The organism is Paenibacillus vandeheii (genome assembly GCF_030433635.1).
GTDB classification, from domain to species: Bacteria; Bacillota; Bacilli; order Paenibacillales; family Paenibacillaceae; genus Paenibacillus; species Paenibacillus vandeheii.
This window is the reverse complement of record NZ_JAROCD010000016.1, coordinates 15,712-38,126: the sequence shown is the minus strand read 5'-3', so window position 1 is coordinate 38,126 and position 22,415 is coordinate 15,712. Positions and strand designations below refer to the sequence as shown.

The 22,415-nt window shown below is 47.6% G+C and carries 18 protein-coding genes; 4 read left to right on the top strand and 14 right to left on the bottom strand.

All coding sequences use genetic code 11. The features are described from left to right. Nucleotides 1-93: 93 nt before the first annotated feature. Nucleotides 94-1,194, bottom strand: a complete 1,101-nt coding sequence (locus P5G61_RS26615; RefSeq protein ID WP_301249241.1) for a threonine aldolase family protein — start codon at nucleotides 1,192-1,194, stop codon at nucleotides 94-96. A gap of 15 nt (nucleotides 1,195-1,209) precedes the next feature. Next, complete coding sequence (locus tag P5G61_RS26610) at nucleotides 1,210-2,076, bottom strand: LysR family transcriptional regulator (protein WP_301249240.1); 867 nt, start codon at nucleotides 2,074-2,076, stop codon at nucleotides 1,210-1,212. Between the two features lie 137 nt (nucleotides 2,077-2,213). Here P5G61_RS26610 and P5G61_RS26605 point away from each other — a divergent pair, with 137 nt between their 5' ends. Together P5G61_RS26605 and P5G61_RS26600 are read left to right on the top strand one after the other, a co-directional pair. Continuing rightward, the gene (locus P5G61_RS26605) at nucleotides 2,214-3,203 is read left to right on the top strand and encodes a quinone oxidoreductase family protein (RefSeq protein WP_301249239.1); all 990 of its coding nucleotides are present in this window, start codon (nucleotides 2,214-2,216) and stop codon (nucleotides 3,201-3,203) included. 94 nt (nucleotides 3,204-3,297) lie between these two features. Further along, entirely contained in the window at nucleotides 3,298-3,561 is a 264-nt protein-coding gene (locus P5G61_RS26600; protein WP_301249238.1) for a hypothetical protein, read from the top strand. Between the two features lie 174 nt (nucleotides 3,562-3,735). Here the strand turns inward: P5G61_RS26600 and P5G61_RS26595 are convergent, their stop codons facing one another. The 3 genes from P5G61_RS26595 to P5G61_RS26585 form a co-directional block, all read right to left on the bottom strand. Then, complete coding sequence (locus tag P5G61_RS26595; RefSeq protein WP_301249237.1) at nucleotides 3,736-4,506, bottom strand: CPBP family intramembrane glutamic endopeptidase; 771 nt, start codon at nucleotides 4,504-4,506, stop codon at nucleotides 3,736-3,738. 150 nt (nucleotides 4,507-4,656) lie between these two features. Then, entirely contained in the window at nucleotides 4,657-5,304 is a 648-nt protein-coding gene (locus tag P5G61_RS26590; RefSeq protein ID WP_301249236.1) for a response regulator transcription factor, read from the bottom strand. Continuing rightward, the gene (locus P5G61_RS26585) at nucleotides 5,291-6,262 is read right to left on the bottom strand and encodes a sensor histidine kinase (RefSeq protein ID WP_301249235.1); all 972 of its coding nucleotides are present in this window, start codon (nucleotides 6,260-6,262) and stop codon (nucleotides 5,291-5,293) included. Before P5G61_RS26585 ends, P5G61_RS26590 begins: the two co-directional genes overlap by 14 nt. 399 nt (nucleotides 6,263-6,661) lie before the next feature. Between P5G61_RS26585 and P5G61_RS26580 the strand changes: the two genes are divergently transcribed. After that, a complete protein-coding gene (locus P5G61_RS26580; RefSeq protein ID WP_079350000.1) occupies nucleotides 6,662-7,450 on the top strand; it encodes a formate/nitrite transporter family protein in 789 nt (262 codons plus the stop codon). Between the two features lie 204 nt (nucleotides 7,451-7,654). On the opposite strand, the gene P5G61_RS26575 is transcribed toward P5G61_RS26580, so the two are convergent. The 5 genes from P5G61_RS26575 to fabF all read right to left on the bottom strand — a co-directional run bounded on the left by P5G61_RS26575 (nucleotide 7,655) and on the right by fabF (nucleotide 16,434). Beyond that, nucleotides 7,655-8,641, bottom strand: a complete 987-nt coding sequence (locus P5G61_RS26575; protein ID WP_301249233.1) for a WXG100 family type VII secretion target — start codon at nucleotides 8,639-8,641, stop codon at nucleotides 7,655-7,657. 51 nt (nucleotides 8,642-8,692) lie between these two features. Further along, complete coding sequence (locus tag P5G61_RS26570; RefSeq protein ID WP_435874296.1) at nucleotides 8,693-9,151, bottom strand: acetyltransferase; 459 nt, start codon at nucleotides 9,149-9,151, stop codon at nucleotides 8,693-8,695. A 308-nt stretch (nucleotides 9,152-9,459) separates the two neighbouring features. After that, entirely contained in the window at nucleotides 9,460-14,445 is a 4,986-nt protein-coding gene (locus tag P5G61_RS26565) for a DUF4132 domain-containing protein (RefSeq protein ID WP_301249229.1), read from the bottom strand. A gap of 23 nt (nucleotides 14,446-14,468) precedes the next feature. Next, complete coding sequence (locus P5G61_RS26560) at nucleotides 14,469-14,888, bottom strand: hypothetical protein (RefSeq protein ID WP_301249228.1); 420 nt, start codon at nucleotides 14,886-14,888, stop codon at nucleotides 14,469-14,471. 307 nt (nucleotides 14,889-15,195) lie between these two features. Then, nucleotides 15,196-16,434, bottom strand: coding sequence for a beta-ketoacyl-ACP synthase II (gene fabF / locus P5G61_RS26555; RefSeq protein ID WP_301249227.1), 1,239 nt, complete (start codon nucleotides 16,432-16,434; stop codon nucleotides 15,196-15,198). A gap of 142 nt (nucleotides 16,435-16,576) precedes the next feature. Between fabF and P5G61_RS26550 the strand changes: the two genes are divergently transcribed. After that, nucleotides 16,577-17,458: a helix-turn-helix transcriptional regulator gene (locus tag P5G61_RS26550; RefSeq protein ID WP_301249225.1), complete on the top strand. Its 882-nt coding sequence runs from the start codon at nucleotides 16,577-16,579 to the stop codon at nucleotides 17,456-17,458. Between the two features lie 99 nt (nucleotides 17,459-17,557). On the opposite strand, the gene P5G61_RS26545 is transcribed toward P5G61_RS26550, so the two are convergent. From P5G61_RS26545 to P5G61_RS26530, 4 genes are all read right to left on the bottom strand, one after another. Next, on the bottom strand, nucleotides 17,558-18,397 hold the full coding sequence (locus P5G61_RS26545; RefSeq protein WP_301249224.1) for a MetQ/NlpA family ABC transporter substrate-binding protein: 840 nt from the start codon (nucleotides 18,395-18,397) through the stop codon (nucleotides 17,558-17,560). A gap of 77 nt (nucleotides 18,398-18,474) precedes the next feature. After that, nucleotides 18,475-19,143, bottom strand: coding sequence for a methionine ABC transporter permease (locus tag P5G61_RS26540; RefSeq protein ID WP_301249223.1), 669 nt, complete (start codon nucleotides 19,141-19,143; stop codon nucleotides 18,475-18,477). Further along, nucleotides 19,133-19,951, bottom strand: coding sequence for a methionine ABC transporter ATP-binding protein (locus P5G61_RS26535; RefSeq protein WP_301249222.1), 819 nt, complete (start codon nucleotides 19,949-19,951; stop codon nucleotides 19,133-19,135). Before P5G61_RS26535 ends, P5G61_RS26540 begins: the two co-directional genes overlap by 11 nt. Before the next feature lie 131 nt (nucleotides 19,952-20,082). After that, nucleotides 20,083-22,371, bottom strand: a complete 2,289-nt coding sequence (locus tag P5G61_RS26530) for an outer membrane protein assembly factor BamB family protein (protein WP_301249220.1) — start codon at nucleotides 22,369-22,371, stop codon at nucleotides 20,083-20,085. Nucleotides 22,372-22,415: the final 44 nt, after the last annotated feature.

Below are 22,415 nucleotides of genomic sequence, written 5' to 3'. Positions count from 1 at the left end.
GAAACAGCGGTCTAAGCGTCAGTGACCTATCTTTCTATTCCTGCAAAAAATGCCCTATCCAGAAGTGGATAAGGCAATATGAGCATAACATTATTAATTCACATGTTTCCGCAGCTCTCCATCCAGCCATTCCAGCGCCAAACGCAGCTTGTCCTTGGGCACCTTCTGATAACGATCCCCCGTTGAGAGTTCAAAGGCACAGCTATGAGCACTGGTCTGTTGCAAATATGAAGTAATCCCTAGGCCGAATTGTTGAGTCATGGATGCCAGAATACGCTCCACCTCGGCTTGGGCCAATGGAATATGTACGTGAAACATATTGGAGACAGGCACTTCTGGCAGCGTACTTATACCGTGACACGCATTTAACAAGGAGGCCAGTTCCTTGGCCTGCTCATAATATAGCCCCATTTTGCCAATTCGTTCATTGTAATAATATTGAGAACTAAGAATATATGGATACAGGCCGATCAGATCGCCGCCGTGACGCCGTTTCCATATTTTCGATTCTTGCATAACATCCGTATCCCCTGCCAGTATGGCTCCTGCAATACCACCAATGCCTTTGTAAAAAGATACGTAGACACTATCGAACAGACTGCAAATTTCAGCTGGTGTCTTCTGATAATAAGGCGTAATCTCAAACAGGCGTGCCCCGTCCAGATGAAGCTTGATCCCGCGTTCACGGCAATAGGCCGAGATGGCCTCCAGTTCTTCATATGCAGGCAATTGTCCCCCAATTTCGCGTTGAGGCAGTTCAAGCAGCAGGCAGGATATCTCCTCGTTCATCCCCTCTACATCTTCCAATCGAATCAGTCGGTCCTCGTCCGCCAGTAAAATGGATTCAATCTGATGCAGCTCCTTTAGTCCGTCTTCCTCATGAATTTCCAGGTGAGATAAAGGATGATAAGCTACCCGCTTGATGCCTTTGCGGTCACACCAGATACGTAAGGCAATTTGCTGTGCCATCGTACCACTGGGGAAAAATACAGCCGCTTCCTTGCCCAGAACGTCAGCCATCTGCTGCTGGAATTGATCAATAATTTTACCGTTGCCATAATGATCACTATATTGTTCCCCATCCACATGCGCCAGCACTTCCTGAAGCACTTTGACTTTACGGCTGCCATGGCCGCCTATAATAAACTCCGCCTGATCAAATGCTTCCGCTAACGTTAATTCTGTATCCTTCAAGGTTATTCACTCCTTTTATTGTTCTGATCCTTGTTTCGTCATCATCTGCACCAATGCACCCAGCGCTCCAGATAGGTGGTCACTCCGTGAATGCACGAACCCTACACCCAACCTGCGATACGGATCAGGCAAAGATAACACTGCAACCTCGCCTCTCCCTTCTGCTTTCGTAACCGAGGAGCGTGGGAGCAATGACACACCCAACCCGGCAGATACGCCATTCATAATGGTGTCCAGTGTTCCGTATTCCGTGACGTTGAGGGTGTGCACGCCCTGATCTTTCAAAAAGGCTTCTGCCTGATCGCGATGGGTACAGCCTACTTCAAAAAATAACATGGGTTTGCGCAATAAATCATGCAGTTCATGGGTTCCGGGTTCAGCAATCAGTACCAACTCTTCGTTGTACACTTTCATATAGTTTAGCTCAGGATGGTCGACAGGACCATATATTAAAGCTCCATGCAGCTCATGTTGGATGACCTTCTGATTCAGTTCATGTGTCCCCCCTGTAATTAACGAATGTTGCACCTCGGGGTAACATAAACGGTATTCAGCGAGCAGCGGCGTAAGAAAACTGGAAGCTGCTGTCTCAATTGCACCAAGACGCAGCGTCCCTGTAGGTGGATTTCCGATCTGCGTTGCCTGCTCTGCTTCATATAACAAATGTAATATTTTATCCGCATATCCCAGCAAATTCTCACCCGCTGGTGTAAGCGACATGCCCCGGTTAGACCGATGAAACAGAGATACTTGCAGCTGATCTTCCAACTGTTTAATTCGTGTTGTTACATTGGATTGCACATAATTCAGCGCTAATGCTGCTTTGCTGATACTGCCTTCACGGGCAACCGCCTGAAATATTTTCAAATCTCCGGCATCCATGCCCTGATCACCTGCTTTTTATCTATGATCTGAATTGATACTGACATTCATTTTTGTTCATTTTACGTGAATCTGCCCCATCTGTACAATGAGGCTCAGTAGTGAAGTTTTTATATACACAAGGAGGAATTTTGTAAATGAAAGCGATTATACATTCCGGCCAAAGCGGCCTTGAAGGTCTTCAATATACAGAGACAACATCTCGGGCACCAGAAGCTGGTGAAGTACAGATCCAACTGAAATCTGCTGGAATTAACCATCGTGATCTGTTCATCATGGCAGGACGTAACTCACAAGACGCATCACTCATTCTTGGTTCCGATGGAGCAGGTGTAATCGTAGCGATTGGAGAAGGTGTAGAGGACTTATCTTTAGGTGATGAGGTCATTATCCACCCTACTCTCGGTTGGGACCACGCAGTAGAGGTACCCATTGTGCCCAATATTGTAGGGGGCCCTACGGATGGAACTCTCGCACAATATATTACGCTGCCTGCTAGAAATGCCTTGCCCAAACCCTCTCATCTATCATGGGCGGAAGCAGGAGTGTTGTCCCTTTCGGCTTTGACAGCATACCGCGCCCTATTCACTCGTGGCGGACTTAAGCAGGGTGAACTGGTACTCATTCCCGGCATTGGCGGCGGTGTAGCAACCTATGCTCTGCTCATGGCCGTAGCCACTGGTGCGAAAGTGACCGTAACGTCCAGAAGTGAAGCCAAAAGAAAAGAGGCTCTGCGCTTGGGCGCTACCCGGGCATTGGATAGCCATGCCGACTGGAGTTTGCAGACCGATCTGGAACCTGTTGACATGATCTTGGATAGCATCGGACAAGCCATGTTCCCGAAATATTTTGATATAATCAGACCAGGTGGACGTATCGTGATGTACGGTGCAAGCTCGGGAGATGATCTGACTATTCCGATCCGCTCGATCTTTTTCCCGCAAGTTAGCCTGATTGGCACCTCCATGGGAAGCCGTGAAGAGTTTGTCCAGATGCTGCAATGGGTGGAGCAACATGATATACATCCTGTGATCGATAGCATATATCCGTTGCAGGAAACAGCGAAAGCATTCGAACGTATGGAAAAGGGCGAGCAGTTTGGCAATCTTGCTATACTTGTGGAGTGATATCCATTTTTAGATTGATATTAATCAATTGGTAAATATTAACTTTACGACAATGGGGGGAATCCATCTGATCCGTCTCGCTAAACATACAGCAATGGTTCTTATCGCTATTATGCTTTTGGCCCAAATTCCGATGTTGAAAGAAACCTACGCCCGAGGGGTAACTACGCTCTATGTGAAGATAAAGTACCCCGAACGCTCGTTTCAATACAGGGATTTCATCTATGAATCTCATTTCGGGAGTTATATCATTTCTTATGCTGATCAAGACGGAAAACCCTTTAATCTAATGCTTGAGCCAAAATTTTTACCACTGATGGTTACGTATGATCCATTGGATCAACCCATGAAAGACTAGTTTGTTCACTCTATGAATCATTCAGGAGGTATCATAAGTCCAACCATTTGCACTTGGTCGATTTGGTTCGAATTGATCTGCATCCTTGTCTTTCTTAAAGGAAGCTTGAGTACAGGATATTTATACATTTTAGGATTAAATGGCGCGGATAACTTCAACACAGGGGGTGGACATTTACAACCCCTTCCGTGCAGCACCAATCAGCATCGGAATGGCAATCACAAGACCTAGGATCACCGTAACAATAGAGCCCTCCAGACCAAAATCCCCCCCTGTGAGCAGCGCTTGACCACTTACCTTCACAGTAAACAAGCCGTCAGCAGGGAATCCCGAAACAGGAATGCCGAGCAAGGCTTCCAATGCATTCCAAGCAAAATGCAATCCCATGACGAACCACAAGTTGCGCCGCCACAAGAATGCAGCTCCGAGCAGTACCCCTGCTTCTAAGGTGATGGCAAACGCGCTCCATAACGTTGCTCCTGGATTGCCAAGATGAACGGCTCCAAAGGTAAGCGAGGTTACAGCGAGTGCAATCCAGCTCCCCCCCAGTATTTGAATGGCTTGAAGCATCAATCCCCGAAACACCAGTTCCTCGACAATAGCTGCACTTAATGCTGTTTCGATAGAAGTCATGAGAATAGAAACCGGATCTGCAGCGTGTGCCCATTGAAAGGAGTAACCTCCCATTGCCACAATAAAAAAAGTGGACATTGTCACAAAAATCGCCCCGGTTAGTACGCCCCACACAGCTTCAATCCCTGCACTCTGCTTTGATAGCTCTGACGTTGTTCGCCCTGCCACGTATTTCATTATGAACTTATACAACAGGATAGCCACGAAGCCTAGTATTATTGTCAAGAATAGGGAACCGATCCCCTCTACTCGCTCAGTTAGCGACAGGAATAACCCCTGCACCAGAATAATAGCGACAGCCCCTATAAGCATCCAAATGATTGGAAAGCGCAATAGCCTCTCTTTGCTTATGCTCATTTTTTTCCTCATGTCTTTCTCCAGCTCCTCTGTGCTTGATAGCTCTGAGTATATGCCCAAAAAGTCATAAAGAAATAGTGCGCTTTTGTCATGCTTTGGCTAGTTTTAATCCAGGATTCCGGAATCTCGGGCTTTGCGGGCGGCCTCCCGTCTTCCCTTCACATGAAGCTTCGAATAAATCGTTGATATGTAATTTTTAACCGTCCCTTCACTAAGAAACAGCGCCTCTGCAATATCCTGATTGCGAAGACCAGAAGCCAGCTTGTGCAGCACCTCAATCTCACGGACGCTAAGCCCGTACTCATTACTTTTCTCTAAGGAGGTATTGTTCGTGTTCATGCTTTTGATCATTTTACTCGCCATCTCTTGCGTAATTAAGGTTCCTCCGGCATGAACCACCCGTATGCCTGCAGCCAGATCCTTAGGATGAATGGCCTTGAGCAGGTAACCTTCTGCGCCATGGCTTAACGCCGCAAGCACATATTCCACTTCCCGATAGGATGTCAGCATTATAATTTTGATACCAGGCATTCGCTTCTTAATCAAGGCCGTTGCAGCCACGCCGTCCATGACTGGCATATTAATATCCATCAGTACAATGTCCGGCTGAACCTGCTCGCAGCCATCAAGAGCTTCCTCCCCATTTTTGGCTAACCCGACAATTTCGATATCTTCATGCATGGACAGCACGATATGTAAACTCTCCAGTATCAATTCTTGATCATCGGCAATCAGCACTTTAATGTTCGCCATGCAGCAACACTCCCTTCAGCGGAATTTCACATCTGACTTCGGTGATCGCCTCAGCTTCCTCCTTAGAATACACGGACACGCTGCCTCCCAATTGCTCAATTCGATGCTTCATCGTAGTCAAGCCGAACCCGTAATTCAGCTTATCAATGAGTTGCCCGTTATTTTGAACGATTAGTTGTATCGTGCTCTCGCCAAACTCAAGCTTCAAATGCAATTGAGATGCTTTTCCATGCTTTAATGCGTTTGTAAAAGATTCCTGTATGACCCGAAGAATCGCTTGCCGCACTTCAAAACGCATTCTGGGCTCTGTCCCCAACAGATTGACGGTCAGTTCAGTTCCAGTATGCTCCTGGAAATGGGTAACAAAGGACTCTATTTGTTGTGTTAGACTCGACTCCTCTTCTTCCCCCATCTCATGAACAATGTTTCGCATGTCATCCAGATTTTGTTCAGCCAATGCCCTTAAGCGGATTAACCGGTCTCTGACCTCTTCAGGCTTGCGATCCAGAAGGGCAATCGAGGCATCAAGGCTCATAATGAGTGAGATAAAGGAGTGCCCCAATGTATCATGAAGCTCCTTGGACATGCGGTTACGCTCTTCATGCAGCGTCATTTTCTCAATTTCCGCAGTGTAGAGGGTTAACAGCTTATTTTGCAGCTCCACTTTAAGTGCCAGTTCATTCTTCTGCTCATACGCTTTGGCTACGGAGCTCGCCCATATACCGATGAAGCAGAACAACAGATTGTCCGTTGCGATACTAAAAGCTTGCTCCAAAGGCAGTTTTAAGTAAGACTGCGATAAAAAAGGAATGATCGCCACCGCAGGAATGACCCAGAGAGTCTGCTTCGTTAATAAGTATCCCATTATAAGACTCAACAGCAAATAGTCTGCTCTTGACGTCAGATCCGGATGGATGAATGAATTCACATAATAAGAACCGCCCAGCAATAGCTCCATTATGCAGAACCAGGCCTTGTTATTTCTCCACCCCGGGAACCAAAACAGAAGAGGGACGACAAGCGCTAGGAATAGCCAGATGATGTTCGCTACCGTTAGCATCGAAAACTCAGTTTCTGCAAATAGACGGGAGGCTAGCAAAAAATAATGATAAAAACGAAGAGCAAATACGCTCCAATCCATAAAAGACAATATCTTTTTCATAACTTCATCCTACAGGAAATTCGGAATCCAAGAAATAAATGAATTACGCAAATATTCGATATATTTGATCGGGGGACACGAGTGTACCTTCCTATTTCATCCCTAAACAGTTCCTATAATTGTTAGCCACCTCTCCCCAACTTCCATATTTTCGTTATAATGTAAACAAGACATCAGGAAATCAGGAGGCGAATTATGGAAACGGAAGGTTTACGGAACGTAGAACTGCTTGCTCTGAAGAAACACAAGATTTACAAACAAAGCTTAATCAGGTACCTTGCGCGCTCCATGCTCGCCAGCATGTTTATCGGGTTTGGCGTCATCGTGGCGTTCAAGACGGGTAACTTCTTTTATATGGAGAATTCCCCTTTTACATACCCCATGGCTGCCCTCACGTTCGGCGCTGCGATTATTCTGATCGCCTATGGTGGCGGTGACCTGTTCACCGGGAATACGTTCTATTACACCTATGCCGCCTTACGCAAGAAACTGAAATGGTTCGAAGTCGTGAAGCTGTGGATCGCAAGTTACAGCGGGAATCTGATGGGTGCCGCGGTATTTGCTCTGTTGATCTATCTGACGGGACTGTTCGATTCATCTCAGGTCAATGGTTTTCTGCTGAGTGTCGTAGAGCACAAGATGGAAGCTCCAGCCATGCAGCTCTTTTTTAGGGGCATTTTGTGTAACTGGCTCGTATGTCTGGCATTCTTTGTGCCTATGTTCATGAAGGAGAATGGTGCGAAAATGTTCGCCATGATGCTCTTTGTCTTCTGCTTCTTCATCTCGGGGTATGAGCACAGCGTCGCCAATATGTGTACGTTTGCGATTGCGTTGGTACTGAACCATTCGGGGACCATCTCGTTCGGCGGGGTAATCCACAACTTGGTTCCGGTGACACTTGGCAATCTGGTAGGCGGCGTGCTGCTGATGGGTTTTATGTATTACGCGGTAAACAAACCGTTTCTGGACGAAGAGACACACTAATATCTTTGGGAAAAAAAAACCTCCTTACTGGCCCGGTCACCTGACCGTGGCTTGCGGTAAGCTAAACCATAAACGCCCCCGCAACCTTTCCATCCTGTGATGAAGGTTGCGGGGGCGTTTATTCATGGGCGGGCCGCTATATGCGAGCCCTCGTTTCTACCTGCCTTGTACCTGGAAGGAGGCTACAAGGCTTGATTCCGTGGCTTAGTTGTACTCCCGCCACGGAATATATTCAATATCGTTGTCACCTCGCGTGACCACGATCATATTCTCGATTTTGCCCGTATCCTTGTTGGTTCGGTAGATCATCGTACGTGTCTCGCCTTCTTCCGGCACGGAGAACAGAAACTTGTCCGCAACAAAGGAGGATCCGAGCCCTGTTGCATGCTCCGTAAAGGCAGATCCGCTCTTGCTGGTCAATAATAAGCCGATGCCATAGGCTGTAGCCGTTTGTGCTCCTTTGCCAAAGAGATGCTCTCCTTGACTGGTCGTATGGGTTTGTTCCCAATACTCGTATTTTTTCGTATCCTTGTTGTAATCCACCACATTGCCCTGTTTATCCAGGCTGATGCTAGTCGTTTCACCCTTGTCACTTTTCACCTGATACGTACCTACAATTGAATCCTCGGTAATCTTCACCGTCTTGCCTGTGTTCGGATCGGTCTGGTAAATCTCATCCTCATATTGAAGCCGAATGATGTTCATGCTGGCCTGAAGCTGCTGCACCAGCTTTTCGTCACCCATTTCCTCGGCTTTCTTCAACATTTCTTCGTAATTTTTGTAATTCTCGGCGTCCTTCTCATTCCATTCATCCATATTTTCCGGAGGACCTGACGTTTTGCCCGGACCATCGCCTTTATGTTTACCCAGGGACGTAAGGGTCTGTGCAGCAGTCAAAGCCACCATGAGCGCCTTGTTCACAACATCTTCATCCGTCGTACGGAAACGCTCGGCGATTTTCTTGAGTTCGGATTGGATTGACAAGACCAGCTCAAGGACGGACTTCATGGTACCTTGGGCGGTGGCATAATCGTTATAAAAACGCTCCCGCTCCATTCCGTCCCAGTTGCTGCGCATGACACGGATCTGGCTATCCAATGTGGACATGAACCCCGACAATTGCTGATGTGCCTGGGCGAATTGCCCACTGACTGTATCCAGTTGCTCCGGTGTTACCTTGATCTGTGTCATCCTGCACACTCCTCTTCGTCATGTCCCTTATGTATCGTGATCCACCGACGATTATCTTGCAGCCTGATCTGCGTTGATCTCCAGATGCAGAAGCGGAAACGGATTACCGGAACCGTCCAACTCGGAACGGCCAATCTGTACAAAACCCATTTTTTCGTAGAATCGGGTTGCTCCAGCATTCTGCTCATTGACATCCACCTTGAGGTGACGGCCTTTGATGTTAAGGGTATGGTTGATCAGAAGACGTCCCAGACCCTGTCCATGCTGACTGACATCTACAAACAACATCTCGATAAAGTTATCATCCAAACCGATAAAACCAACGGGTTCATTGTCCGCATTCAGCGCTTCCCATACCTCGACTTGCCTTTGCTGCAGCACGTCGCTTACGACTGTTTTATAGAACTGGATGTGATGTTCTTCCAAAAACGTGTGTGTTGCCCGAACGGCTCTCTCCCAGATCTCGACCAACTTCTCAAGATCCTGTTCACGATATGAAACGATTAACATGACCAATGTATTCTCCTTTTCTAGTAATCGATTATGTAAACATCCGATGCTGCACATGGATATGGTTAATACATCAAATTTTATATCACTCTACGTATATTTTACCATGTCCGACATTCAATCTGTACCCACCATTGCCAATCTTGAGTCAACTTTTCAGTGCTATTTAAGGATTTCTCACCAACAAAAACAGAAATAAAAGGCAGCTAAAGTCACCTTGGACTGGTGCTTCAACTGCCTACTATTCAAAGATTCACTCGGCTTCGTCAAAATGACGCTTGGCTACAGCATCATCTCAACATTCCTGATCAATGCTGTAATTGGGCAAGGATTTGTGGGTCCTTGATCTTTTTATCTTCTGCCAATAACATCACTTTGGATAGAATCTCAGCCGTTCTCGGATCTTCATCCAGGAATGGAAGGAAAATCCTACCTCGGTGCTGACTGTGTACTGGTACGATATGAAGCGCGCCCGTCGCCTGTTTGAACACATTGCCACTTCCAAGATGAACAGCATACTCGCCCAATTCACCATCAATTCGAGCATAATTTCCATCGAGACGCACGTTATCGATCTTCAACAGACGCAGCGACTCATTCACGATCACATGACGCATCTCCATCGTGGTCAAGCTGGCTTCCGGATCTACTCCGCCAACATGCGCAACGCTAACGACCAAATCGATGTCACGCATGACTTCTGAAAAGAAGACAGGTGGAACATCCTTCAACGCAACAGGTTTATACGTCTTCCGATCATAGAACTGTACCGTCTCCAGCGTAGGTGCTTCTGTATCTGCCGGTGAGAACCAGTCTGCCATGGCATAGAGATTGGCAATCAGATTATGCTCATAGCTTACCTTTTGCAGACCTTCCTCATAGCTGACGGTCCATTGGCGTCCTTTGAGCAGGGCGACTGCTTTTTTCGGTTGAATCTGATATCCCGCATATCGCCGGGATACGGTCCCATTAGCCAGCTCGTCCTCATTCGGAAGATAGAGCTCACGGAACACCTGCTTGAATGGCTGCCGTTCCTGACGGTTAAACAGATCCCGCTGGAATTCGCTCCAGCTTCCACTCTGGAAGAAATGCAAAGGATGTGCAATGAGCAGCCGATCCTGTTCCGTCAACGTTTGAATCGAGCTTTCCGAATCATCTGAAACCGGAGTAATCAGCCCACCGGACGTTACATCGAATCGTCCAAGCTTGTCATCTGCTTGGAACACAAGGGTGCGAACCAGTGGACGAAGAACCGGATTCCGCAGCAGACTTGAAACTTCCTCACTCGTAAAGGACGTTCCTGCGGTCATGGAACGCTCCAATTCCAGTCTTGCCCGGCGGTACTGCTCAACCAGATCCGTCTTTAATTCCTTCAATTCGGCGATGTATCCATCTTTCTTGAAACGGGCAGGTACAGACTTGAGTGTTTTCCCTTTGCTTACGATGAGCAGTTCCGGCTGACCCTCTTCATCAATGATCAATTGAGCTGTGGTCGCCTCATCCAGTTCATGGGGCTCAAAATAGGACTTCATTTCATCCAGCTTGCGAGCTTCCATATCCCACATCAGCCGGGTAACATCGGCATATCCCGCATTACGAGCAAGGTTGCCCAGCGCAATCTGAGATACTAGACCTTCACTGGCCCGGCGCTGTGCGCCAAACTGCTTGCTCTGCATCAGGAACTTCTGAATGAAGTCGTATCGCTCGCGCAGATCCTCTTCCTTTTCTGCTGCAAACGGAATCAGGCTGTAGGTCAACAAATGATCCTTATTGCGCTTCTCTTCCACAGACTCACGCATGTCCTCTAATTTCAGCTTACCCAGTGCCGCATCTGCGAACAGTTGTGATCTGCGGTGATTAGCTCCCCCGGATATATATTTGGCACAATCGTACAACAGACTGAACCGCTCCTCGCCGACGGCCTCATATGCCTCCTCGAACCAGGCAATATCAAATGCGCCTTCATTGAAGTCCTGTGGCGTGATTGGAGAATAATGCGCCACGATCGTTTCTTTTTCAGCAGTGAATCGTTCATTGATATGGGCATGGAAGTACCAGGCTGCACTTCGAAGACCTTCCCATCCAAGATGCTTCGCAACAATCTCCATCCATTGAGGAGCGTACATCGACGCTTCCAGGAGCTTCTTCTCCTGAATGGGATGCTTCGCCAGCAATTGTCCCAACAGCACTTCGTCCTCTCCATCACGCGGATGGCATACCTGGATCAGGTGGCTGAACGTTTCTTTACGTGTCGTATTGTCACCATAGCTGTAGATATATCCACGGACAAAGGTATCCTGATCCATGGCAGCAACGAGATGCACCCAATGCTCCAACCCATCAATGCGCTCAAGCTTCATCGCCAGGGTACTTACTTCTGTTGAGAGCTCTCCTCTGGTCAGCTCAATCTCCAAAATTCGCTCAACAACCGTTCTTCGGAGTTCTGCCAACATCGGTTTCTCCGCAATCCAGTCATTTCGGCTGGATGTCAATTCCCGAATAAACAGAGCACGGGACTCTCCCACAAGCAGCTGCTTGTAGACTTCCTGTGCATCAATGAAACCCAGTTCATAGGCACGCAGGTAATCATTCAGCGTAAGGAAGGAGCCTCGGGAACTGTCCTTGTTTAATCTGTCGAATTGGCTTAACGTCTGAAAATATCGTTTGAAACTGTGATCGTCATGTACGCGATCCCTCACAATATAGAACCATGGGCCAGACAAGAGATCAAGCATGCCCGATTCCTTTTCCATTTGTTCCTCAGGCATCATTTTCATCACCGCATACAGTGTCCGCTCAGCAATTTCAAATGTATCTGACCTATTGCTGTCCTCATAAACAGCCTCAATCAGCGTTTTCACCTGATCTGCGTAACGAAGCTCACTGACCATCTTTTTCATGTCCTGGATATGCTGAACCGGATAGACCTCTTCAGCAAATTCCTTACGCCAGCCTTCCAGCAGCCAGTGTTTCTCCAATTCACCATATTCGTATACGGTGGAATAGTATCGGTAATAATCATCCAGCTTCTTGTTCAGATCCTCCAAACGAATCGCGAACAACATTTGCTGCAGTTCCTTACTATCCAGACCACTCTTCTGCACATATTCCCCCCATATATTATGGAGAGGGAATTGCTCCAATAACACTATATCCTGCCGCTGATCGTAAGGGGTATAGACCATCGCGCGCAAAGTCGCACCTACAAGCAAGGTTTCTTTGTAGCCCGCATAATATTCAGCCTCATATTCATAGTCTCTGTGTTCATGCACCAACGCATCCAAACCTTCAAGAAACTGCTTCGCTTTTTCTAGAGAAAGGGTAAACACATCCTTGGGCTTGAAGCCACCGAGATCACGTTCTTCATGAAGCAGTGGATTTTCCCATGAAGGGTCATACAAGCCGAATCCATTAGCCGCCGTATATCTGCTGCTCTGCTCTGTAAGCTTATCCAGCAGCTTTTGCTCCTTGGCTGTTGGTTTCTTGATGAGCTCTATTAATGGTTGCATCTGCTCCTGCTGCTCCGAACGCTGTGGATCTGCGGAGACCTCGGTCAACAGTTCCAGTGCGCCCAATCGCTGCAGTTCGCTTTTGGATTGCAGGAGTCGTTTCAGTGATACCATCAGCTGATCTGCTGGCTGAAGCAGCATTACCTGGATGATCTTCTGACGCAGCGTTCCCGTTTTCAGCTTCAGCAACGCTTCCATTTGCAGCAGCTCTTCAACCGTCAGCGTCAACAGCTTCGCTTTGAGCAGAGCATTCTCACGGTTGTTCATGCTTTTATCCGAAAGACTGTCAAAAATAAACTGTCTTTGTACTTCATTCTCGGGGTGGTGGACAAACTGGGACAACAATTCCCCTCGCAAATCCGAGCTTAGCTTGTCCTTGAGTGCAATAACCTCGCCAATCCATTCCGAATCCATGTCATACGCAGCAAGGTACAGCATTTTTTTCACTACATCATCCGGATCGATCCGATATTGAACAAATTCAAGAACCCCGGATAGTCCACCATCCCCTCCTTGCGGAATGAGGGTCAGCATCTGCTTGAACAGATCAAAGTCAAGCCGACGCACGGCTTTATCTTCAAAAACAGGCAGTGGCCAGACGTGAACACTCCGTTGATTCTCTCCATTTTCAAAGCTCCAGTTAAACATGTACATGGCATCATAATTCTCAATCACCCAATGCAGCAACTCCAGATCCTGTACTTCAAGATACTGACGTGCGATATGTAACCGCAGCCCTCTGTTCTGACTGTTTGCGAGCACGTATTGTGCAACAATCTGCTGATATACTTGCCCGTGATCCATGATCTGGATCACTTTTCGCTCCAGTCCCTTCTCTTCGATGACCGCCGTTGCCCAAAGACTAATGAACAATTGGTTTGCATTGGCACTGTGCTGCCATTCCTCTCGAACCACAGGATCAGTCAATGCTTGATGCGCTTGGGTAATGAGCTGCACAGCAACACGCTGATTCGCCGCTTCAATTCCGATCCCTGTCCATACGGCGAGCGCTCTCACCACCGAACTGAACCGAATCAGGTTGTTGTCGATAATTATTTTTAATATGTATATGTACGCCTCAAGTGTTCCTTCATCCATCCGTTCAACAATGCTCTGGCGCAAACCCTCCTGCAGCCTTGCTGCAATCAGCAGTTCCCCAACCATCTGGTAAGCATCCACCTGATCGCTCATAAAGATACCCTTAATCATCTCAGTGGTCAGCAATGCATTCTGATTGTCGCCATAGATAATATCATGCAGCGCCTGCTTCATATCCCCGGTTTCATGATCCAGTTCAAAGGCAATGCAATCCGGTATAACGGCTCTGATCTCATGAAGATAATCAAACTTGTACTCCCGCATGGATACATACTCGTTCAGAGAGAAGCCATGAATCTCCATGCGGAACAAGGCAATCATTTTACGAAGAACCTGTCCAATATGCTGTTCGGGATTGATCGTACGAAAGGGTCTGCGCTCATAATTTTTGCTATAAGGAAAATTCGCGGCACGTTCTGCAATATAACGGAACCGTGCCAGAAAGGGTTCACTGACCAGTTGTTCCAGCACATCCAGCAATGGACGGAACAATGGAGCTTGCGTCTCAGCAGCCATACGCTTCAATAGTGCATCTGCATTCAAATAGGCCTTTTCGTCTTCGCGCAAATAGGTGAATCCAGCCATTTCTGCAACATAACTCGCGAGTTCCCGCTCCACACCATTCAGCGAATTCACTTTTTCCTGCAACTCTTGTTGATACTGTTGAACTTTATCTTCCTGATTCATTCCATTCTCCTCCTCGTCACTCTCTACCACAGACGCCCGGCAAGCATGGTAAAACGGATGAATACCACGTTATCGTCTTCCTGTATAATCAACGGCTCATCCAGTCCCTGCAGCTCTTCATCATTGAGAAACACTTTGAATAACCCATCTTCATATGCGGTTATAGCGGTATCCATGGCGCCTTCTGTATCAGGAACCCCTTCGTTGTAAATCGCGCCAAAGCCCACTTTGCCTGCTGCCCCCTGCTCATGTATATCCTCGGACATCAGGTAGGCAAGCCATTCCCCTTCACTTTTCTTGTCCTGAAGAGCTTTGAGCTGCTGAGCCACCATGTTCTTAATAAGCTGTCTCAGCGTATCGGTTGTTTCCGGAAGTTCGGCAGCTTGTTTGGCAAGTGCCGGCTTGCGTTTCCCCAGACTTTTCACCGTAATCCATACGTTCACTGCGTTCCCTCCTATGTATAGCTTTATGTTAGAAGAAGCCTCAATCCGCCCTTATATCTATACCACCAAGGAAAATGGACCAAACTTAAGCTTCGTCCTAGTTCGTTATTCAATTAAATATGCGTACATATGTGCCCCTATTGAACATTCTAACGAATATTCCGACCATATTCATGGGCCAATCCTCATATTTACATGCAACTAGCGAACTAATGACCTATATAGCACCTTCACAGCCGAATCAGTCTTCCCACAGCAAATAAAAAGAGAACAGTGCGCCCTAGGACAGTCACTGTTCTCTGTATTGTTAAGATGAATATTTCTTCAAAATAATAACCGCATTATGACCACCAAAGCCAAATGAGTTGGACATGCCAATCTGCATATCCGCTTCTCGTGCAACGTTGGGTACATAATCGAGATCACACTCCGGGTCGCCCTGCTCTTGATTGATCGTCGGCGGAATGATGCCGCTACGCAAGCTTTGAATGAGTGATATGGCTTCCGCCCCACCAGCCGCTCCCAGCATATGCCCGGTCATTGATTTGTTTGCCGTTACCGGAATATGATAGGCTTCTGCACCAAACAACTGCTTGATTGCTCGGGTCTCGGAGAGATCACCCGCCTCCGTACTGGTAGCATGAGCATTAATAACATCAATATCATGCGACTGAAGCTGCGCATCCGCCAGAGCTGCTTTCATGGCCACGTATGCTCCCCGCCCTTCCGGATGGGTGGCCACCATATGATACGCATCTGAACTGGCACCATATCCAACGATCTCCGCAAGGATGTTTGCACCTCTCGCAAGCGCGTGGGATAAGGACTCCACAACTAGAACCCCGGCGCCCTCAGCCATGACAAAACCGTCTCTGCCTGCATCAAATGGTCGGCTCGCTCCTTCATACGCTTCATTTCGTGTAGATAGCGCCGTTGCATTGCCGAAGCTTGCCAGCGATACTTCGGTGACAGCAGCCTCCGTCCCGCCAGCAAAAATCACATCTGCTCCGCCATGACGAATCAGCCGGAAAGCCTCACCTATCGCGGTATTACCGATCGAACAGGCTGTCACTGGCGAGAGAGTGGGCCCCCAACAACCAAACCTCATGCTCACCATGGCCGCAGCCATATTGGATATCATCATAGGCACCAGTGTTGGACTGACTCGTGCAGGCCCACGTTCAGACAGGAGTTTGCCTTGTTCCATCAGAGTCTGGATTCCGCCGATGCCGGAACCGATATACACGCCAACCCGTTCCCTGTCCACATGATCCATTTCCAGACCGGAGTCAGCCAGAGCCTGATCTGCTGCCGCAACAGCAAATTGCACGAACCGATCCATGCGCCGTGCTTCCTTTCGTCCAAACCGTGTCTCTCCGTCAAAATCACGGACCGCTCCTGCTATCTTCGTTTTGTAGGACGTTGTATCGAACGCTTCAATAGGCGAAATTCCCGATTTGCCTTCCACCAATCCATTCCAAAATGTATGCACATCATTCCCCAAAGGAGAGATAATCCCCATTCCAGTAATAACTACACGCTCCATCATGTATCCTCCTTCAGTGCTCTTTCCATACTTGTATCGTTCAGTTATGCACTAATATTGCCATTCGTATTATCCTATTACAAGTTGTCAATTATAATAGTATAATGACTACCATGATAAACTCAGGAACGAAGGTGATGGCATGAACCATGATGTCAGGCTGCAGGCACTGTCCGCTTTTCTGAAAAACCAACGCTCCAAAATCTCTCCGGAATCCGTCGGATTACCCGCTGGCTCCCGGCGAAGAACGCCTGGATTAAGAAGAGAAGAAGTATCCCAGTTGGCTGGTGTAAGCACGACGTGGTACACCTGGCTTGAGCAGGGCCGGGATATTCAGGTATCTCATTCTGTGCTCGATAACATCGCTTCAGCTCTCAAGCTGACTGCGGATGAACGGAAGTATTTATTTTCCCTTGCTCTGGAGTATCATTCGGAGCTTTACATCCTGGATGAGAAACCCCTCCAAATTCACCCTTCCTTGCAGAAAATATTGCAGGAACTTCGCAATTGTCCCACAATCATCTCGGACCGACGCTGCCATATTGTTGGCTGGAACGACGCGGCCCGTCATGTGTTTATGGACTTTGAACAGATTCCTGCTGAACAGCGGAACATGATCAGTTTATTGTTTGAACGAAAGGAATTCCGGAGACTGGCCGTCAATTGGGAGGATTTTGTTAGCGGATTTCTGGCTATTTTTCGTGCTTATTACGGTCAATATGTCGATGATGAATGGTATAACCTGTTTTTGGATGACATGATGGACCGATATCCTGATTTTCATACCCTTTGGAAACAAAGCAGTGTTAGCAGTGCGCCGGATGTGTTAATAGAATTCCGACATTCCAGAGCAGGCAAGATGCTGTTTGATCTCACTTCATTACAGGTTCAAGGAAATGCTGATTTGCGATGCAGCATCTACACACCTGCAACAGACACCGCTACGGAGCGAAAATTAATCCGCCTCATGGAACCAAAAGCAGAAGGTTACCCTGATAAAAACGGACTCTCCTTTACCTCGTAACAGCTTCCAACCAAAAAAGATCCAGGCGAATTCGCCTGGATCTTTATGTTATCTTCTGATCGGATCATTGCCGTTAGTTCAATTGCAATGGACCGGATCTTATTGAAAAGCCGGGATCGCAATATCCGCATACTTCTCTTCAAAGAAAGCTTTCACTTCTGGACCCGCCATACGCTTCGCCAATTTCTGAATGGCTTCCGAATCCTTGTTATCTTCCCGGGCAACCAACGTAATGGCAAAATGGGAATCATCCTTCTCCGTAAACAGCGCATCCTTCTTCGGTGTAAGTCCAAGCGGACTCGCATAAGCTGGAGTCATGGCAACCAGATCGGCATCATCCAGCATGCGGGCCAACATCAACAGATCCACTTCTTTGAACTTGAAGTTTTTCGCATTCTCCGTGATGTCAGCCTGTGTTGCATTGAATCCGACGCCTTCTTTCAGCTTGATCAGGCCATTCTGCTCCATCATGACCAGCGAGCGTCCAATATTAGATGGATCGTTGGCAATCGCCACCGTTGCACCTTCAGGCAGTTCTTCCATGGATTTAACCTTTTTGGAATACGCTCCGTAGATCGCATTGTAGATTGGCTGCACAGCTACCAGATTGGCGTTGTTCGCCTCATTGTACTGATTCATGTAAGGCACGTGCTGGAAGAAGTTTGCGTCCACTTCTTTGTTTGCCAGTGCAGTATTGGGTTGAACGTTGTCCGAAAGTACCACGACTTCCAGATTAACACCATCTTCTTTCAGCAATGGCTTCACAATATCCAACACATCCGTCATTGGCGGAATCAAAGTAGCTACTTTCAACGTTACTTCTTGTCCGGCTTGGCTACCTTCCTTGGTTCCTTCCGCCGCAGGTGTTTCTTCTTTTTTGCCGCATCCGGCTGCAACCAGCGTTACTGCCAGCAGCATGAGCATTAGTTTTGCCTTCATCTGTATATTTACCCCTTCATCATGTAATCTGTATTGGACATGCTGTATTTCATTCTTTCTTTGCTGGCCTGTCCTCTTTAGGATCTGCGATCAAGCCAGCAGGACAATCTGCTGCCTGTAAATTGGATCATCTGCACCAGGATAATCATAATGATAATGGTAAATACCATGATTTCCGTCTCGAATCGCTGATAGCCGTAACGAATAGCAAAATCACCAACTCCACCCCCACCGACAATCCCCATGACCGTAGAGTATGAGATGAAACTGATGGTTGCCGTTGTTAAGCCGAGTACGAGACTTGAGCGGGCCTCCACATACAGGAATTTCACCACAAGCTGTAACGTCGATGCACCCATGGATGAAGCAGCTTCAACCACACCCTTCGGTACATCAAGCAATGCCTGCTCTACCAGTCTGGCGTAATAAGCAATTGCGATGATCGAGAGCGGGACGGTTGCCGCAAGCGTCCCGATGGATGTTCCAACGACCAGACGTGTGAACGGAATCATAAATACGACGAGCAGCAGAAACGGGAAGGAACGAATGATGTTGACGAGACTTCCCAGAATCATGAACAGAGGTCGATTCTGATAACGTTGCCCTTTTCTGAACAGATACAACAGTGTACCCAGAGGCAACCCGATTAACACTGCCGCTGTGATGGAGATCCCCACCATAACAAAGGTTTCACCGATGGCCTGCCAAATTTCATGCTGATACTTCACAACGGATTCAGGTATCATCGTTATGGTCCTCCTGGCCGCTATGAAGAGAGGTATTAGATCCAATAATGGATATATCCTCACCCATCAGCAAGGATGTCAGCAGATCAGGCTGTGGTACCGGTATGCTGCGTACATCGACTTCCGACAGTGTTTTGACAATCCGTCCCTCTTTCATCACCGATATCCGGTCGCAAAGCTTTCGGGCAACCTCCATCTCATGCGTAACGAGCACAATAGTCACACCCAGCGTTTCGTGGACATGACGCAGCACATCCAGAATCCCACTCGTTGTCTGTGGATCAAGGGATGATGTTGGTTCATCACAGAGCAGCACATCCGGACGGCTGGAAAGTGCTCTTGCGATGGCAACACGTTGCTTTTGCCCTCCGCTTAACTGAGCAGGATACTGAGTGGCCTTATCCTCAAGTCCGACAAATTTCAATACTTCCTGTCCCCGCGCAAGCCGCTCAGAACGGGAGACGCCAGCGAGTTCCAAAGGCATGCAGACATTGCCCATCACTGTCCGATTGCTAACCAGATTGAAGTGCTGAAAAATCATGCCAATGGACCTTCGAGCCTGACGCAGACTCCGCTCACTCATCCGGGTCAGGTGCTGCCCATTCACAATGACTTCGCCGTCATCCGGCTTCTCCAATCCATTGAGCATGCGCAGAAGTGTAGATTTCCCCGCACCACTGGAGCCGATAATGCCGTGGATCTCTCCCTGGCCTACTTCCAGGGAAACCGAGCTTAGCGCCTCGAATCCCTGATCCTCACGGGACCCACGCTCGTTATAACGCTTGCTTACCCCGTATAATGAAATCATGGGAGATTCCTCCTGCGATTGATCGTACATGGTCCTTCAAGAACACATGAAGAAAGCCCGCACAGCCGATAACCGGAGCGCGAGCAATCCTGTTTATTTATAATAAATCATCATTCGACATGAAACAAGCTTTAACGTGAGATACTTATGTTCAAGTCACTTGCTTCATATATGCTAAACCGTCCATTGGACGACCCGATATAGATTTCATTTCCAAGCCGGTTTATAGTTCCGTTCTTCGCATCCCGATTCCGATGCTCCGGGTCACCCATCACAACGTCATGCACACGGCCCATCAAGGTACCATCATGTTTATCCATGATCAGAAGATCCTCACCCATCGGCAGCAAAAGCTGATCATCAATCACCAGGTAACTCCCCTGATTGGTAGGGTATCGCAGAGCAGCAATCGTGTTTTGTGCATTCCAACGTGTCTCTCCTGAATCATATGCAAGAGCTGCCGGATATCCGTTTTTGATTACATATAATTGATCGTCCTCCACAAACCCTCGTTCAATCTTGCCGTTCATTACCCATAGCTTTTTATTACTTTTCGGATCGTATAGTGTCGTTGTAAAATCTGCAAATTCTCCATAATGATCGCCTTTTTTGTTCTCCCGGATCAACAGCATGCCATCATTCAGCACCTCAAATCTCTGTCCTTCCCGAGCAGGGAAGTTCGCCAGCTGTGCACCTGTGTTGAGATCAAGCAGTACCCACTGATGATCTTGCAACATCCAGCGTTCGGGCTGAGCTGGCGCAAACGGATCAAGACGTTCGACTCCGTCAAAATAGGAATCATTCACAAGTTGTTCTATGGTGGATCGTTTGGATTTCAAACTCCACACGGTTCGGCCAGACTTCGGATCGACTGCAACCAGTTTATTTTTCTCCCAATACATCACATAGGGATCATCTGCACTCTGGTTCAACAGTTGATATCCTGTACTCAGCTTCCGCGTCCACAATGTTTTTCCGTTCAGACTGTTCAGTACCGTTATTCGCCCATTACTTGAGCCTTCAGCAGCTGGGTTATCTACAATCAATACATTCTTTGCGGCAGTAATGCCTTTCAATCTGATTTGTTTCTGTGGGGTGTACTCCCAGGTGACCTCTCCATCCTTCAACCGGAGATGGCGTATACGATCCACGTATTCTTTCTGGTCAGGGTCATAACTTGTATAGATCGTCACAGCTTCACGGTTGGCATCTATATATGCTTGCAGCGCACCATATCCTGAATTAACCTGCCATAGTTTCTGGCCTGAATGACGATCAAGGGCGTATATGGAACCTTCGTAGTAACCCCCACTAAATCCACCGTCATCCCCTTTCATCAGGAGCACATCATCCGTCGCTGCTTGCAAAAAGGTATAGTTGATATCCCCTTGATTCGTCCATATTGGTTTCCAAGGTAATGTTATCGGCAATGATTTGCCTGTGATTTTGGTTGTGAATTCATATTCATCCGAACGACCGAAGCTCCAATCGGACACCACATTATTTCGATCATCTTGCGGTATGTTCCAGCGTGTTCTGGCAAGCTTGCCGTTCTTATTGAATGTCACCAAAAATTGGGCATCAGCTCGCTCATATCGCCAGGTCTGTCCAATACTCATCACATAACCCGTGTCATTCAAATTGGCCGAATTCTCTTTCCAGTCCGGTTCACCGAGCCATTGTTTGACTTGTTTGGAGGTTGTTTTTTTGTTCAACATGATATCCGTCAAATGGCGTACAGCCAACGCGGACTGCGATGCATCCTGTTGAAACCAGCCATCCGCTACAATGACTTGCTGCTCTATACTCTGTGCCTTGATCCAGAGCAGTGCAGGTCGATAAGTGAATGATTCCTTGTTCCAGATTCGTGGAGCGATGGAAACGCCATACCAATCCTTCGATGCTGCAACAATCACCGCCTGGTCTGTAAGCGATGGACTTGGAGACCAGCTTGTCGAGCTTCCTGGAGCCAGATACAGCTTACTTCCGGAACGAAGACTGAAAGTCTGGGGAGTTATAGTCTTCATGCTTCTACTTTCCTTGGATGCGTACCAGCCGGGAATCCAGAGTTCCCCTCTGCTGTAATCCTCGAATTTGATCCATTCGCCGCGAACGGCTTGTACTTTAATTTTCTCATTGCTGGAAGTGTAGTACTGTATTTCTATCCGATCAGCGGGCACTTTGTTATCGATAACTTGGGTGTACAGGGGCATACCTGCCTCCAAATTCAAGGTATCTCCCTTTTTATAAGTCGTTTTCGCTTGTGCAGACAAGGCTTGAGTTGTCGAACCGGAGCCCTGTCCTGCCCGTGGTTCCGTATCCATTTCCACCAGCATGAACCCCGTAACCAGTACGGCCGATACTCCAGCTACAGTGATCCATAGGTACCCCGTCTTTTGCCACATCGACCCTCTCTTCACGCTCGTTCACCTCATCTATTTGAAGTTATTTCCAATAAAGACGT

What these genes read in the sequence shown, in the direction of transcription:
- P5G61_RS26605 (WP_301249239.1), top strand. Translation starts at nt 2,214, where the DNA reads ATGAAAGCGATTATACATTCCGGCCAAAGCGGCCTTGAAGGTCTTCAA.
- P5G61_RS26610 (WP_301249240.1), bottom strand. Translation starts at nt 2,076, where the DNA reads ATGGATGCCGGAGATTTGAAAATATTTCAGGCGGTTGCCCGTGAAGGC.
- P5G61_RS26585 (WP_301249235.1), bottom strand. Translation starts at nt 6,262, where the DNA reads ATGGAGCTATTGCTGGGCGGTTCTTATTATGTGAATTCATTCATCCAT.
- P5G61_RS26570 (WP_435874296.1), bottom strand. Translation starts at nt 9,151, where the DNA reads ATGTTAATCGTTTCATATCGTGAACAGGATCTTGAGAAGTTGGTCGAG.
- P5G61_RS26545 (WP_301249224.1), bottom strand. Translation starts at nt 18,397, where the DNA reads ATGAAGGCAAAACTAATGCTCATGCTGCTGGCAGTAACGCTGGTTGCA.
- P5G61_RS26600 (WP_301249238.1), top strand. Translation starts at nt 3,298, where the DNA reads ATGGTTCTTATCGCTATTATGCTTTTGGCCCAAATTCCGATGTTGAAA.
- P5G61_RS26550 (WP_301249225.1), top strand. Translation starts at nt 16,577, where the DNA reads ATGAACCATGATGTCAGGCTGCAGGCACTGTCCGCTTTTCTGAAAAAC.
- P5G61_RS26575 (WP_301249233.1), bottom strand. Translation starts at nt 8,641, where the DNA reads ATGACACAGATCAAGGTAACACCGGAGCAACTGGATACAGTCAGTGGG.
- P5G61_RS26540 (WP_301249223.1), bottom strand. Translation starts at nt 19,143, where the DNA reads ATGATACCTGAATCCGTTGTGAAGTATCAGCATGAAATTTGGCAGGCC.
- fabF (WP_301249227.1), bottom strand. Translation starts at nt 16,434, where the DNA reads ATGGAGCGTGTAGTTATTACTGGAATGGGGATTATCTCTCCTTTGGGG.
- P5G61_RS26580 (WP_079350000.1), top strand. Translation starts at nt 6,662, where the DNA reads ATGGAAACGGAAGGTTTACGGAACGTAGAACTGCTTGCTCTGAAGAAA.
- P5G61_RS26565 (WP_301249229.1), bottom strand. Translation starts at nt 14,445, where the DNA reads ATGAATCAGGAAGATAAAGTTCAACAGTATCAACAAGAGTTGCAGGAA.
- P5G61_RS26535 (WP_301249222.1), bottom strand. Translation starts at nt 19,951, where the DNA reads ATGATTTCATTATACGGGGTAAGCAAGCGTTATAACGAGCGTGGGTCC.
- P5G61_RS26590 (WP_301249236.1), bottom strand. Translation starts at nt 5,304, where the DNA reads ATGGCGAACATTAAAGTGCTGATTGCCGATGATCAAGAATTGATACTG.
- P5G61_RS26595 (WP_301249237.1), bottom strand. Translation starts at nt 4,506, where the DNA reads ATGCTTATAGGGGCTGTCGCTATTATTCTGGTGCAGGGGTTATTCCTG.